The organism is Ruthenibacterium sp., assembly GCF_017421385.1.
GTDB classification, from domain to species: Bacteria; Bacillota; Clostridia; order Oscillospirales; family Ruminococcaceae; genus Ruthenibacterium; species Ruthenibacterium lactatiformans.
Window position 1 is genome coordinate 13,929 of record NZ_JAFOIN010000064.1, and the last position, 14,486, is coordinate 28,414.

Genomic DNA, 14,486 nt, shown 5'->3' on the forward strand with positions numbered 1-14,486 from the left:
CGTCAGATCTCAAGATCGTTCAGGATGCCCTTCAGAATGGCCAGCTCGTCGTGGGTGAGGCTGATGCCCTTGCCCATTTTGCTGTTGTCGGGCGCCCAGTCGCGGATGTCGTATTTGGGCTCGCGGTCGTTCCAGCTCACCATATTGAGCTGCCGTTCCCAGCCGTTGGGGCTCTGGGACAGCACCGCGATGCGTTCTGTGATCTCATATTTGAATTCTGCCATAAAACTGATACTCCTCTGAAATGAAAATGTATGCCAGTGCACGAGCAGCCTCGCGCTCGGCCTGCGACACTGTTAATGATAGCGGATACGGGGCGCAAATGCAAGGTTTAAAGAAAACTTCGTGCTGCGCCCGCTTGCACAACAGCCGCGCGCTTGGTAAAATAGGAACAGCATCACCCCTGCGCGGCGCATGGCGGTGGGGGTGATACATTTTGATTTTAGGAGGGAGCCCCGTGTCTGAATACAATGTGCCCTTCACAGACGAGGACCACCGCATCCTCAGCTCCTGTGTTACGCTGGTGGAAGGCCTTGCGGACTATCTGGGCGGCGGATATGAGATCGTGCTGCACAGCCTCGAGGATGTGGAGCACTCGGTGGTGAAGATCATCAACGGCCACCACACGGGCCGCACGACGGGCGCGCCCATCACGGATCTCGCGCTCTCCATGCTCTCGCGGATAGAGAACGAGAACCGGCCGGGCTATATCTCCTATTTTTCCAGGAACAAAAAGGGAGAGCCGCTCAAGGCTGCCACCATCGCCATCCGCGGCGTGGGCGGGCGTATCATCGGGCTGCTGTGCATCAATTTTTACCTCAACACGCCGCTTTCGCATCTTCTGGATTCGCTGTGCGCTCCCGCACAGCAGAGCCCTGCGGTGACGGAGACCTTCGCTGAGAACACGCGGGAGCTGGTGGTGCAGTCTGTGGAGCAGGCGCGCGCACAGGTGATGGCGGACGGAAGCATTCTGCCGTCAAACAAGAACCGGGAGATCGTGGCGCTTTTGCACCGCTGGAATATCTTTAAGATAAAGGATTCCGTCCCGCTCACGGCCCAGGCGCTGGATATTTCGCCCAATACGGTGTACCTGCACCTGCGCAACGTCCGCCAGGAGGAGGACGCTTAGAGCAAGGCTTTTTATTGCGGAGCAAAAATAGCCGCAGGCTGTTTTTTCGGCCCTGCGTCCCTTCAGATATTTTTTATTGCTGTGCAATAAAAAATATCTATGCAAATTTCCGTTTGAATGAAAAATAATTTAGTGTTATACTGATAAACAACATAGCCAAAGACGGCGTGCGCTCCCGGAGCGCACGCCGTCTTTTATTGGGCGGTATTACCGATAAAATGAAATAAAATTTAGTTAATCGTTCAATTGAATAAAAAATATTTTAGTGCTAACATGGAAGCAGAAAAATGCTGCGGGCTTCGGGCGCGCGGCCAAAAGCGAAGAAAGGAAGAAAAGCATATGGAAAAAATTCACACGGAAAAGGCCCCGGCCGCAATCGGCCCTTATTCGCAGGCGATGAAGCAGGGGGGGCTGGTGTTCACCTCCGGCCAGATCCCGCTGGACCCGGCGACGGGCGCCGTCGTGGGGGAAGATATCACAGCGCAGGCAAAGCAGGTGCTTGAAAACCTCAAGGCCGTGCTGGAAGCATCCGGTGCGGCGCTGGATACAGTGCTCAAGACGACATGCTTTCTGGCGGATATGGCGGACTTCGCGCCCTTCAACGAGCTGTATGCGGCCTATTTCACAGGCTGCCCGGCACGCTCCTGCGTGGCGGTGAAACAGCTGCCCAAAGGTGTGCTCGTAGAAGTGGAGGCCATTGCGGCGGTGCGCTGAAAGACAAAACAATCTATATAAGAGCGAAAGGAGAGGCAAGCGATGGATATCAAGGCAAAAATGAACGGGCGCTTCCGCGACCTACAGGGCGGCCTGTTCCTGGAAGTGACGAAGGCAGACGTGGGCGAGGGCGCCGGCAACTTTATGAAGGCAGGCGGCGACATCATGGCCTGGGCGGACCCCTTCTTCCCGGACCCGGCCATCCCGGAGTCTGTGAAAAAGGCGATGCACGAGGCGATCGACGGGGGGTTCCCGGCCCATTACGGCATGCCCATCGGCATCTACGAGCTGCGCGAGGCGCTGGCGGAGCATATCTCGGAGCGGACGGGCCTTTCCATCGACCCCAGCCGCAATGTCATCGTGACGCCGGGCTCGGACAGCGGGCTTTTGTACGCCATGATGCCGTTCATCTCGGAGGGGGACGAGGTGATGGTGCCGGACCCCAGCTATCCCAGCAATTTCCTCAATCCGAAGCTGCTGGGCGGCAAGACGGTGCCCGTGCCGCTGTACCCCGAGGACAATTACCAGGTGCGCATCGAGGAATTTGAAAAATGCCTCACGCCGCGCACGAAGATGGTGCTGCTCACGCACCCCAACAATCCCACCACTACGGTGTACCGGCGCGAGAGCATCGAGGCGCTGTGCCGCTTCATCATCGACAACGATCTGGTGCTGGTGTGCGACCAGGCGTTTGAAGACCACATCTACGACGGCATCGAATTCGTGGCGCCGTGCACGCTGCCCGGCATGTGGGAGCGCACGCTCACAGTATGCTCCATTTCCAAGGGCATCGGGCTGTCCGGCTTCCGCATCGGCTATATCTATGCGTGCGACAAGATCATGGATGTGCTGTACGGCGGCGCGGTGAACGTGCTGGGCGCAGCGTGCACCCTCAGCTCGCTGGGCGCCATCGCGGCCATCAAGGACAAGGAGCATATGCGAAGCAATTATGAGCGCCTCGAGCGCCGCCGCCGTCTGGCATACGACATCCTCTCCACAGCACCCGGCGTGGAGATGAAGATGAGCGAGAGCGGCATCCTGTCCTGGCTCAATATCAGCCGGCTGGGCACGAGCGCCGAGGTGGCCGATTACATCATGGAGCATGCGAAAATCATGGTGAACCAGGGCACGCCCTACGGCGCGCAGGGCGAGGGCTGGCTGCGCATCGTGACGGCCTGCTTCGCCAGCGATGAGGATGCGGCCGTGCGCTTTGAGCGCATCAAGGCAGCGCTCACACGGCTGGCGAAGGAAAAGGGCATTGCATAGGCAAGGGCCGGCCGCAGGGCCGGAAGGGTATCAAATGTAAGGAAAGGAAGGAAGACCATTGAAAGACGAAAACAACAAGCTTGAATTCAGAGGCGGCATGTTTATGTCGCTGGTGCCGGTGGCGATCTTCTTCGCCTTCTGCATCATCCTGTTCGTGGTGTTCAAGGCGTTCAACATGGAGGCGCTGGCCATGGGCGGCTTCGTGGCGCTCCTCATCGGCGGCATATTCTGCAAGAGCTACACGAAATTCTGGGATTCTGCCATCCGCGGCATCTCCTCCATCTCCTCGGTTTCCGTTATCGTTATCTTTTTCGTCATCGGCATGTTCTCCGCGCTGATGAAGGAGAGCGGCCTGTCCGGTGGGTTCGTATGGCTGGCGAACTCCGTGGGCATCCAGGGCGGCCTGTTCGTGGCGTTTGTGTTCTTTGCAACCTGTATCGTTTCCACGGCAACCGGCTCGTCCATCGGCACCATGTTCACAGCATTCCCCATCTTCTATCCCGCGGGCATCATCCTGGGCGGCAGCCCCATGTTCCTGGCGGGCGCCATCGTCTCGGGCGCCATTTTCGGTGACAACCTCGCCCCCATCTCGGACACGACCATCGCCAGCGCCTCTACGCAGCAGTTCCGCGACGGGCGTCCAGCCGATGTGGGCGGTTGTGTGAAAACGCGCTTTAAGTATTCCATCGTGGCGGGCAGCATCGCGCTGGTGCTCTTTGCCATCCTGGGCGGCATCGGCGGCACATACGAGGGCGGCGCGATTGAGGCGCTTTCAAACCCCGTCAGCCTCGTTATGCTCATCCCGGTCGTCGTGATGCTCGTTGTGGCCACGAAATCGCGCAACATCTTCCTTGGCATTCTGGTGGGCCTCTCGCTGGGCCTTGTGACGGGCCTTGCCTGCGGGCTTTTCCCGCCCTCCGCCGTCTTTGCAAACGACCCGGAGAACAGCGCCGCCACAGGCTTCCTTGTAACGGGCGTTGCCGGCATGCTGGGCACGGTTGGCCTCGTGATCTCGGTGTTCGGCATCATGGGCGTCCTTACAGATGCGGGCATGCTGGGCTATCTTGTTGAGAAGATCCTGGGCAGCAAGCTGGCCCGCACGCCGCGCGGCGCCGAGGTGGCGAGCGTTATTGGCATCTCGCTCACCACGCTCATCTTCGGCGGCGTGACCAGCGCATCCATCCTCACGTTTGGCCCGGTGCTGAACGAGGTGGGCAAGGCGAAGGGCATCCACCCCTACCGCCGCGCGAATCTGCTGGATGCAGTTGCCAACAGCCTGCCGGCCATCGTGCCGTTCCTTTCCGTGTTCGTGTTCATTGGCTCCGCTCTCACGGGCCTGTCGCCTGTGGCTGTGGCCGGCGGCACGCTTTACGGCTTCACGCTGTTCGCCGTTATGGTGGTGGCGGTAGCCACGGGTTGGGGCCGCGACTTCGAGGGCAAGAACGGCGAGGCTGTGAAGCAGCCTGTTGAGGAGACGGCACAGAGCAGCAAGTGATTCATGCTCTGTGGCTCATTCGCCCAATGAAACCACAAAAAACTCACTGAAAATGAAAGACCGCCGCGGAGCTGCTCCGCGGCGGTCTTTTTATTGTAAGGGAAATGGAAGAGGGATCGTCTGTATCCGGCCTGCAAGGGAGCCTCAATAAAGTGTAAACGGCAGGAAAGACGGAGAAGGAACAACGCATAGGATGCGAAAAAACCGCACCACTAAGCCGTTTTTGGCTGTCTGGTGCGGTTTTCCGAATGGTCGGAGTATTGAGATTTGAACTCAAGGCCTCTGCGTCCCGAACGCAGCGCGCTACCAACTGCGCTATACCCCGAAAGAAAACGGCAGCAGATGCTGCCGTTTGGTTGCGGAAGAAGGATTCGAACCCTCACAATGCGAGTCAGAGTCGCAGGTGCTACCATTACACAATTCCGCATTGCATTCACGGCGTATCGCCGAAGTGCTTTATTATTATACGAAGAAATTCGCCCGATGTCAACACCTTTTTTTAAGAAAATCCACACGAAATAAAATCCCCTTGCGCAAGATTTGCCGTGTACCCGGCTTTGGGCGCGTGGTATAATAACCTCAAGCCCGCCGCTTGCGCGGCCGCGCGCACTTCGTGCGCTGATGCGCTTTCGCGCACGGGCTTGAGAACATTGAACCATGCAAAACCGCAGCAGGTGCGGTTTTGTTGGGGCCGCTTCGCGGCGTCATGGTATACTGAAAAAACAGCAAAGGCGCCTGCGCGCAGGCGCCTGAACGGGATTGGGGCATCGGTATATGGACCTGTGGGCCAGCCTTTCCAACAGCGGGGTCTATCTGGCTGTGTTGGCGGGAGGATATTTGTTAAAAAGAGCGGGGCTGTTCCGCGTGCAGGACGCGCGGTTCCTCTCTGCGGTCATTATGAACATCACGCTGCCGGCCGCTATCGTCAAGGGCTTTGCAGGCGTGGAGCTGAGCGGCGTGCTGCTGCTCACGTTCGTGTTTTCCTTTTTGGTGAGCCTGACGCTGGTTTGCACGGGTGCGGTGCTTTCCCGCGGGCGTCCGGCAGTGGAACGGGGAACGACGATCCTGAACACCAACACATTCAACTGCGGAAATTTCGCCATCCCGTTTTTATCGGGCGTGGTGAGCTCGGAATCCTTTGCCGCTATGTGCATGTTTGACGTGGGCGCTGCGATTTTTACGTATGGGCCCAACGCGGCCGTGGCCCAGCGCGCCATGGGCGGCGGGAAGGGCAGGGGCGCGGGGCTCGGTTCAGTGTTGAAAAAGCTTTTCACCACGCCCACTTTTCTTGTGTATGTGGCGATGGTCGCCCTGAGCCTGCTGCACTGGGAGCTGCCGGGTTTTGCGATGAACGTGGCCGTGATGGCGGGCAATGCAAACTCCTTTCTTGCCATGCTGTGCATCGGCATTCTGTTTGAGGTGCGGTTCCCGCGGGAAGGCCGCGCCACGGTGGCCCGGGTCCTGGCCGGGCGGTACACGGTGTGCGCACTGGCGGCTGTGGTTTTGTGGCTTTGGCTGCCGGTTCCGCGGGAAGTGGCACGCACGCTGGTGGTGATGCTGTTTGCGCCGGTGGCGAGCTGCGCCCCGATGATCACCATTGAAAACGGCTGCGACGGCACGGTGGCTGCCGTCATCAATTCCATCAGCATGGTGCTGAGCATCACCATCATGACGCTGCTGCTGGCGGTGCTGCCGGTTTGACAACCGGGTGGGAAAATCCTATACTGAAAACAGAAACAAAATCGGCAGGGGCGCCGCATGGATGCGCCTTTGGAAGGGGAAGATAAAAATGCTCTGGGCAATTCTTTCAACGCTGCTCGTCGGCGCGGTGGCCGGCTGGCTGGCAAGCAAAATAATGGGCGGCGGCGGGAGCCTTGTGCGGAACATCGCCGTCGGCGTCATCGGTTCGTGTGTGGGCGGGCTGCTGTTCGGCCTGCTGGGCTTTTCGGCGCACAGCCTGTTTGCGAACATCATTGTTTCGGTGGTGGGGGCGTGCGTGTTCCTGTTCGTGGCGCGCAGGCTGACAAAATAACGCGCCGCCCGGCGGCGGGCGTGAACGGTTGAGAGAAAGAAGGTTTTTCGATGAAAAAACGTGTGGGTATCCTTACCTCCGGCGGGGACTGTCCCGGCCTGAACGCCACCATCCGCGGCGCGGCCAAGGCGCTGTACCAGCGTTTCGGCGATGAGGTGGAGATCGTCGGCATTCAGAACGGCTACGACGGCCTCATCAAGGGCGAATGGCGCGAAATGCAGCAGTATGAATTTTCCGGCATTTTGACGGTGGGCGGCACGATCCTTGGCACCAAGCGCACGCCGTTTAAAATGATGACCGTCGTGGAGGACGACAAGGTCGACAAAGTCGCCGCCATGAAAAAAACGTATAAGGATGCGAAGCTGGACTGCCTGCTGTGCCTGGGCGGAAACGGCACGCATAAAACGGCCAACCTGCTCAGCGAGGAGGGCCTGAACATCATCGGCCTGCCCAAGACCATCGATAACGATATTTACGGCACCGACGTGACCTTCGGCTTCCACACGGCTGTGGATATTGCCACGGAAGTCATCGACCGCATCCATACAACGGCCTCCAGCCACCGCCGCTGCATGGTCATCGAGATCATGGGCAACAAAGCGGGATGGCTGACGCTGTATTCCGGCATCGCCGGCGGCGCGGATATCATCCTCATCCCCGAGCTGCCTTACAATATCGAGAATGTTTGCGCCGCCATCCAGAAGCGCAGCGAGCAGGGCAAGACGTTTTCCATCCTGGCTGTGGCGGAGGGCGTATACGATGTGGGCGAAGCGGCCATGAAGAAAAAGGAGCGGGCGGCGGCGCGGGCCGCTGCGGGCGAGCGCACGGCCACGAACCGCATTGCAAGGCAGATCGAGGAAGCGACGGGCTTTGAGACCCGGGTGTGCGTGCCCGGACACATGCAGCGCGGCGGCAGCCCTTCGGCATACGACCGTGTTCTGGCCACCGAGTTCGGCACCTATGCGGCAAAGCTGGTGGAGGCCGACCACTACGGCGTGGCCGTCGCCATGAAGAACAATATCGTGACGGAGAACGCGCTCAAGGACATTGCGGGCAAGACGAAGCTGGTGCCCGAGACCTGCGACATGCTCACGGTGGCGCGCCGCATGGGAGTGAGCCTCGGGTGAAAGGCGCCGCCCGTTGACAAACCGCGCAAAAGCGGCTATAATCCATCATAAGTAAATGCTGTGAAAAAGAGTGCGTTCCGCAGAACGGGCCGCTGTGCCGCGGGCACAGGCCGGGCCGGGACGTCCGTGAAAGAGAGCCGGGGCAGGTGGGAGCCGGTGCGGGCGGGCGGAGCGCTGTCGCTTTGGAGCAGGGGCGGGGAACAGCAGTAGCCGCTCTCGTTGGCCCGCGTTAAGGGCGTTCAAGTGGCTTGCCGCGCAGGCGGCGGGCAATTTGGGTGGTACCGCGGTATCTTGATGCCGTCCCATGCACATTTGTGTGGGGCGGCATTTTTGTTTGCATTCCGCCCCGAAAGGAGTACAAGGATGAAAGAACTGGAGAAAATTTACGACCCTTCGTCCGTGGAGGACAAGCATTACAAAAAATGGGTGGATGCAGGCTATTTCCACGCGGAGCGCGACCCGGACAAAAGGCCCTATACCATTGTGATGCCGCCGCCCAATATCACGGGGCAGCTGCACATGGGCCACGCCATGGACGAGACCTGGCAGGATATCCTCATCCGCTACAAGCGCATGCAGGACTATGCCGCTCTGTGGGTGCCGGGCACGGACCATGCGTCCATTGCCACAGAGGCGAAGATCGTGGCGAAGATGAAGGAAGAGGGCCTCACGAAGCAGGACCTCGGCCGCGACAGGTTTTTGGAGCGCGCTTGGGACTGGAAAAAGCAGTACGGCGGGCGCATCGTGGAGCAGCTGAAAAAGCTGGGCTGTTCCTGCGACTGGCAGCGTGAGCGTTTCACCATGGACGAGGGCTGCAGCAAGGCTGTTTTGAAGGTTTTCAAAAAGCTGTACGACGACGGCCTCATCTACCGGGGGGAGCGCATCATCAACTGGTGCCCCCACTGCAAAACGTCCATCTCCGACGCGGAGGTGGAGTACGAGGAGCAGGACGGCTTTTTCTGGCATCTGAAATATCCGGTGGCGGGCGGCGATGAATTCGTGGAGCTTGCCACTACCCGCCCCGAGACCATGCTGGGAGATACGGCCATCGCCGTGCACCCGGACGACGAACGCTACACCCATCTGCACGGCAAAAAGGTTATTTTGCCGCTGGTGGGGAAGGAGATCCCCGTTGTCTGCGACACGTATGTGGACCGGGAATTCGGCACGGGCGTGGTGAAGATCACTCCCGCGCATGACCCCAACGACTTCGAGGTGGGCGTGCGCCACGGCCTGCCCGTCGTCAAGGTGCTGACGGACGACGCGCACATGACGCAGGACTGCGGAAAATATGCGGGCATGGACCGTTACGAGGCGCGCAAGGCCATTGTGGCAGACCTGGAAGCCGGCGGATATCTGGCTTCCATCGAGCCGCACAAGCACAATGTGGGCACCTGTTACCGCTGCGGCACCACCGTGGAGCCCATGGTGAGCAAGCAGTGGTTCGTGAAGATGGTGCCTCTGGCGGGCCCGGCCATCGAGGCCGTGCGCGACGGGCGTATCCGGTTCGTGCCCGAGCGTTTCGACAAGCCCTATTACAACTGGATGGAGAACACGCGCGACTGGTGCATCAGCCGCCAGCTCTGGTGGGGCCACCGCATCCCGGCCTATTACTGCGATGACTGCGGCGAGATCAGTGTTTCGGCCACGCCGCTCACCGTGTGCCCCAAGTGCGGCAAGCCCGTGCGCCAGGACGAGGACACTCTGGACACCTGGTTTTCCAGCGCCCTGTGGCCGTTCTCCACGCTGGGATGGCCGGAAGAGACCGAGGACCTTAAATATTTTTACCCAACCAATACGCTGGTCACGGGATATGACATCATCACGTTCTGGGTCAGCCGCATGATCTTCTCCGGGCTGACGTATACGGACAAAGCCCCTTTCGATACCGTGCTCATCCACGGCCTGGTGCGCGACGCGCAGGGCCGCAAGATGTCCAAATCTTTGGGCAACGGCATCGACCCGCTGGAAATCATCGACCAGTACGGCGCGGACGCGCTGCGCCTGACGCTGGTGGTGGGCTCCACGCCGGGCAACGACATGCGCTTCTCGGACGAAAAGGTAAAGGCCAGCCGCAACTTTGCCAACAAGCTGTGGAACGCCGCGCGCTTTGTGATGATGAACCTGCCGGAGGACTTCCGGCCCGGCCTGCCCGCCTCGCTGACGATGGCGGACAAATGGGTGCTTTCGCAGCTGAACACGCTGGTGAAGAACGTCACGGAAAACCTCGACAAGTTCGAACTGGGCCTTGCGGCGCAGAAAGTGCAGGACTTCATCTGGGACGTGTACTGCGACTGGTATATCGAGATTGCAAAGCTGCGCCTGAACAGCGAGGACGCGGCCGAGGCGGACAGCGCGCGCCAGATTTTGGTGAGTGTGCTGGTGCAGGCGCTTAAGTTGCTTCACCCGTTCATGCCGTTCATCACAGAGGAAATTTACACGGCGCTGCCCGGCGCGTCTGAGACACTGATGCTGGAAAAATGGCCCGGGTATGAACCGCAGATGAACTATGCGGAAGAAGAAGCGGGCTTTGAAAAGGTGATGGACCTCATCAAGGCCGTGCGCACGCTGCGCGCGGACATGGGCGTGCATCCGGCAAAACGGACGTCGCTCATCATCGAGACGGCGGACAAAACGCCTTTTGAGGACGGGGCTGCGTATCTTGCCAAATTCGCTTTTGCAAACGAGGTATCCTTCACGGAAAAATACACCGGCGACACCAAGGGTGTGGCGCAGGTGGTGACGCACGCGGCCCGCGCGTTTATCCCGATGATGGAGCTGATCGACCGGGAAAAGGAGCAGGCACGGCTGGCCAAGGAAAAGGCCCAGTGCGAGAAGGAAATCGCGTCTATGGCCGCGAAGCTGTCAAACGAGGGCTTTGTGAACAAGGCGCCCGCGCACATCGTCGAGGACATGCGTCAAAAGCACGCCGCGGCGGCGGAGAAGCTGGCGAAGATCGAGGAATCCATCCGAAACCTGGGCTGAGCTGCATTGGCTGTTTGGAGAGGGGAAAGAAAAATGAGCGGAGAGTTAACGATTCGCCCTGCCCACAGTGAGGATGCGGCCGCGATACTGGCGTATCTGCGGCAAATCGGCGCAGAAAGCGACAATCTGACGTTTGGCCCCGAGGGACTGCCCATCACGGAGGAGCAAGAACGGCAATATCTCCGGCAGGTGGAGAACGACCCCGACGCGCTGATGCTCGTGGCGCAAGAGGCGGACGAGATCGTGGCGCTGTGCGGGCTTTCGAGGCCACGGCGGCCGCGCATGAGCCATCGCGCGCAGATTGACGCCAGCGTGCGCAAAAGCCACTGGAACCATGGGATAGCCACGCGCATGCTTGCGGAGCTGCTGGAGACGGGCGTGCGCGCCGGCGTAACAGCGTTCACGCTGGAGGTGCGCGCGGATAACGCGGCGGCCGTTCATGTGTATGAAAAGCTGGGCTTTCGCACGGTGGGGCGGCTGGAACGGTTCTTTCGCATCAACGGCCAATACCACGCCGCCTTGTTGATGGAGCTGGACGCATAGGCCCCGGTATAATGTAAAGATACAGGGCGGGCGGCGGCGGTTGCCGTTGCCCGCCCTCTGCTGTGGGCTTTGAAGGAGGGTGGATGCTATGGATTATGAACAGGCGCTGGAATGGGTACACAGCCTGCCGCGGCTGGCCGCGCATCCGGGCGTGGAAAATACGCGGCGGCTGCTGGAAAAGCTGGGGAATCCGGAAAAAAGCCTCCGGTTCGTGCATGTTGCGGGAACCAACGGCAAGGGCAGCGCAACGGTAATGCTGGCTTCTGTGCTGCACAGGGCGGGATACCGCGTGGGCGCCAGCGTCAGCCCCTATGTGCTGGAATTTCGCGAACGTTTTCTGCTGGACGGAGAAATGATTTCCCGGGAAACGCTGGCGCAGATCCTGACAGAGGTGCGCGCGGCCGCTGAAGGGCTGCGCGCGGAGGGCTGGGACAGCCTGGTGGAGTTCGACGCGGTGACGGCGGCCACGCTGCTGTGGTTTGCGCGGGAGCGCTGTGACATCGTCTGTCTGGAAGTGGGCCTTGGCGGGCGGCTGGATTCCACCAATGCGGTGGAAAACACGTTGGTGGCCTGTATCATGTGCATCGGAAGGGACCACACCGAACTGCTGGGCGACACTTATGCGGCCATTGCCGGGGAAAAGTGCGGTATCCTCAAAAACAACTGCACGGTGATAAGCTACCCCGCGCAGCCGCAGGAGGCCATGGATGAGATCACGCTGCGGGCGGCAAAAGCGCATTGCCCTCTTGTGGCGCCCGACCTGCAGGACCTTCATATCTATAAAGCCCCGGCTTTCGAGAACCGGGTCAACTACGGCGGGTACGACCTTGTCGTACCGTTCCCGGGCGTTCATCAGGCCTATAACGCCGCCGTGGTGGTAGAGGCTGCGTTGGCGCTGTGCGAAAAAGGCTTTGACATTTCGGACGAGGCGATTTTGGGCGGAATTGCGGGCGCGCGTTTTCCGGCGCGTATCGAAGTATTGTCCCGCAGGCCTCTGGTGGTGCTGGACGGCGCGCATAACCCGGACGGTGCGCGGGCGCTGGCGGCGACGCTGCGCGGCGCAGGGCTTTCGGGGCTGACGGCGGTGATCGGCATTCTGGACGGCAAACAGCCGGAGGAGATGCTCTCCGCGCTCGCCCCGTGTTTCGCCCGCGTGTATACCGTCCGGCCCGACAGCCCGCGCGCGCTGTCCGCCGAGGCGCTGGCGGCGCTGGCAAAGCGGCATTTCCCGCAGGTGACGGCCTGTGACAGCGTGGAACAGGCGCTGCGCCTGGCGCGGGGGGACGCGCCGGAGGGGCTTGTGGTGTGCGGCAGCCTGTATCTTGCCGCACAGGCGCGGGGGCTGCTCACAAAGTAAAACAGGGCGACGCAAATCAACAAAAAATACAAGGCATACGGTCTATGATAGATGCATAGACTGTATGCCTTTCTTTTTTGCGTGCCATTGCGGCACGCGGCTTCAATATTCAGAAAACGGGAGACAAAACGGGTATGACACAAGTAACACTCAAGCAAGACGGAAAAACACTTACGGCGCTGCTCTCGGGCGAGATCGACCATCACTGGGCGGCCATCCTGCGCGAAAAAATCGACGAGCGGGCCGCGGCGGCCGCGCCTGCCATCCTCATCCTTGATTTTTCGGCGGTCACTTTTATGGATTCCTCGGGCATCGGGCTGATTCTGGGCCGCCACAAGCTCGTCAGCGCCATGGGCGGCGTGGTGGTGGTACAGAAAGCGCCGAAGGATATCAAGCGCATGCTGTCCATCGCGGGCATCGAATCCAAAGACTAAGGCCGCGCGCCAAAAGGAGTTATAACAAATGAAAGCACTGAATACGGTAAAGATCACATTCCCCAGCCGCAGCGTGAACGAGGGCTTTGCCCGCAGCGCGCTCTCGGCATTTGCCGCGCAGGCGGACCCTACGCTGGACGAGCTGGCCGACGTTAAGACGGCTGTATCCGAGGCTGTAACGAACTGCATCGTGCACGCCTATGCAAACACCATTGGTCCGATCACGCTGACGGCCGCATTGTATGAGGACGGCACGCTGCGCGTGGCGGTGGCGGACAAGGGGTGCGGTATCCCGGATGTCTCCAAGGCAATGGAGCCGCTGTTCACTACGGGCGGCGCCGAACGCGCGGGCCTGGGCTTTGCGGTGATGGAAAGCTTTATGGACTCCGTCAAGGTGCGCTCTGCCCCGGGCAAAGGCACGCGCGTTACGCTGAGCAAGCGCCTGGGCACTCGTTGAGCCGCTCTTTATACATATTATATAGAGAGTAGGGAAGTTATGCCGCCAACACCGGTCGTGCTCGGCCCGCGCGCCGAATTCATTGAAAAGAATCTGGGGCTTGTTCATTCCTGTGCCGGCCGTTTCAAAGGGCGGGGGATTGAATACGACGATTTGTTCTCCGCCGGCTGCATGGGGCTCGTCAAAGCATACGACGGCTTTGACGGTTCCCGCGGCCTTTGTTTTTCCACTTACGCAGTGCCTGTGATTTTAGGCGAGATCAAAAAACTGTTCCGGGACGGCGGGACCGTGAAGGTGAGCCGCTCGTTGAAGGAGCTGAGCTTGAAGATCAGCGCGGTGCGGGAGCGCTGCGTAAAGGAAACAGGGCAGGAACCGACTGTTTCACAGCTGGCCGAACGCCTCGATGTAACGCCTGAACAAGTGGCGGACGCAATGAGCGCCGCGATGCCCGCACTGTCTCTTACGCCGGTGAGCGACGAAGACGGCAGCCGGGAGTTCGATATCCCGGAGGAGAGCTGCGAAGAAACCGTATCCGACTTGCTGAGCCTGAAAAGTGTGTTGGGCACGCTGACAAAGGAGGAGCGCACGCTCATCTACCTGCGCTTTTTCAAGAACAAAACCCAAAGTGAAACAGCGCGGGTGCTGCATACCACGCAGGTACAGATATCCCGTAAGGAACGGAAGATCCTTGCCGCCATGCGGGAACAATTGACAGATTAGAAAAGAGGAAAGGAAAAATAAAAGTTTTTTGGAAAAACTTGTTGACATTCGCAAATAAGTATGATAATATAACTAAGCTGTCCCGAGGGGACGGAGCGGACCTGAGAGAAGAGAAGAAGCCGAAAGAAAGGTCAGAAAGAAGTTCTTGACAAGAAGGACAGAAGCTGATATAATAAACAGGCTGTCTCGAAAAAAGAGAGCGAAGCGGCTCGAAAAAAATCAGAAAA

Annotated in this window: 14 protein-coding genes and 2 tRNA genes; 13 read left to right on the forward strand and 3 right to left on the reverse strand. The window is 59.6% G+C overall.

The window, feature by feature from the left end:
- Nucleotides 1-2: 2 nt before the first annotated feature.
- Nucleotides 3-224, reverse strand: coding sequence for a YdbC family protein (locus IIY41_RS06695; RefSeq protein ID WP_009324348.1), 222 nt, complete (start codon nucleotides 222-224; stop codon nucleotides 3-5).
- A gap of 233 nt (nucleotides 225-457) precedes the next feature.
- Between IIY41_RS06695 and IIY41_RS06700 the strand changes: the two genes are divergently transcribed.
- The 4 genes from IIY41_RS06700 (at nucleotide 458) to IIY41_RS06715 (ending at nucleotide 4,604) form a co-directional block, all read left to right on the forward strand.
- Nucleotides 458-1,129, forward strand: a complete 672-nt coding sequence (locus IIY41_RS06700) for a helix-turn-helix transcriptional regulator (protein WP_009324349.1) — start codon at nucleotides 458-460, stop codon at nucleotides 1,127-1,129.
- 339 nt (nucleotides 1,130-1,468) lie between these two features.
- Nucleotides 1,469-1,843: a RidA family protein gene (locus tag IIY41_RS06705; RefSeq protein WP_050006350.1), complete on the forward strand. Its 375-nt coding sequence runs from the start codon at nucleotides 1,469-1,471 to the stop codon at nucleotides 1,841-1,843.
- 42 nt (nucleotides 1,844-1,885) lie between these two features.
- Entirely contained in the window at nucleotides 1,886-3,109 is a 1,224-nt protein-coding gene (locus IIY41_RS06710; RefSeq protein ID WP_205485806.1) for a pyridoxal phosphate-dependent aminotransferase, read from the forward strand.
- A gap of 58 nt (nucleotides 3,110-3,167) precedes the next feature.
- Entirely contained in the window at nucleotides 3,168-4,604 is a 1,437-nt protein-coding gene (locus tag IIY41_RS06715) for a Na+/H+ antiporter NhaC family protein (RefSeq protein ID WP_009324352.1), read from the forward strand.
- Between the two features lie 249 nt (nucleotides 4,605-4,853).
- Here IIY41_RS06715 and IIY41_RS06720 read toward each other — a convergent pair.
- Together IIY41_RS06720 and IIY41_RS06725 are read right to left on the reverse strand one after the other, a co-directional pair.
- Nucleotides 4,854-4,929 (reverse strand) — tRNA-Pro (locus IIY41_RS06720).
- 28 nt (nucleotides 4,930-4,957) lie between these two features.
- Nucleotides 4,958-5,031 (reverse strand) — tRNA-Gln (locus IIY41_RS06725).
- Nucleotides 5,032-5,378: 347 nt separating this feature from the next.
- Here IIY41_RS06725 and IIY41_RS06730 point away from each other — a divergent pair.
- The 9 genes from IIY41_RS06730 (at nucleotide 5,379) to IIY41_RS06770 (ending at nucleotide 14,259) form a co-directional block, all read left to right on the forward strand.
- Nucleotides 5,379-6,305, forward strand: coding sequence for an AEC family transporter (locus IIY41_RS06730; protein WP_055079758.1), 927 nt, complete (start codon nucleotides 5,379-5,381; stop codon nucleotides 6,303-6,305).
- An 88-nt stretch (nucleotides 6,306-6,393) separates the two neighbouring features.
- A complete protein-coding gene (locus tag IIY41_RS06735) occupies nucleotides 6,394-6,636 on the forward strand; it encodes a GlsB/YeaQ/YmgE family stress response membrane protein (RefSeq protein ID WP_040910165.1) in 243 nt (80 codons plus the stop codon).
- Nucleotides 6,637-6,686: 50 nt separating this feature from the next.
- Nucleotides 6,687-7,763 carry a 6-phosphofructokinase gene (locus IIY41_RS06740; protein WP_009324355.1) on the forward strand — a complete coding sequence of 359 codons (1,077 nt, stop codon included), beginning with the start codon at nucleotides 6,687-6,689 and terminating at the stop codon, nucleotides 7,761-7,763.
- A 363-nt stretch (nucleotides 7,764-8,126) separates the two neighbouring features.
- Complete coding sequence (locus IIY41_RS06745; RefSeq protein WP_055079757.1) at nucleotides 8,127-10,748, forward strand: valine--tRNA ligase; 2,622 nt, start codon at nucleotides 8,127-8,129, stop codon at nucleotides 10,746-10,748.
- A gap of 33 nt (nucleotides 10,749-10,781) precedes the next feature.
- Nucleotides 10,782-11,291, forward strand: a complete 510-nt coding sequence (locus tag IIY41_RS06750; RefSeq protein ID WP_009324357.1) for a GNAT family N-acetyltransferase — start codon at nucleotides 10,782-10,784, stop codon at nucleotides 11,289-11,291.
- Nucleotides 11,292-11,379: 88 nt separating this feature from the next.
- Nucleotides 11,380-12,648: a bifunctional folylpolyglutamate synthase/dihydrofolate synthase gene (locus IIY41_RS06755; RefSeq protein ID WP_009324358.1), complete on the forward strand. Its 1,269-nt coding sequence runs from the start codon at nucleotides 11,380-11,382 to the stop codon at nucleotides 12,646-12,648.
- A gap of 134 nt (nucleotides 12,649-12,782) precedes the next feature.
- On the forward strand, nucleotides 12,783-13,082 hold the full coding sequence (locus IIY41_RS06760) for an anti-sigma factor antagonist (protein WP_009324359.1): 300 nt from the start codon (nucleotides 12,783-12,785) through the stop codon (nucleotides 13,080-13,082).
- A 28-nt stretch (nucleotides 13,083-13,110) separates the two neighbouring features.
- On the forward strand, nucleotides 13,111-13,539 hold the full coding sequence (gene spoIIAB, locus IIY41_RS06765) for an anti-sigma F factor (protein ID WP_009324360.1): 429 nt from the start codon (nucleotides 13,111-13,113) through the stop codon (nucleotides 13,537-13,539).
- Between the two features lie 39 nt (nucleotides 13,540-13,578).
- A complete protein-coding gene (locus tag IIY41_RS06770; protein ID WP_009324361.1) occupies nucleotides 13,579-14,259 on the forward strand; it encodes a sigma-70 family RNA polymerase sigma factor in 681 nt (226 codons plus the stop codon).
- Nucleotides 14,260-14,486 lie beyond the last annotated feature (227 nt).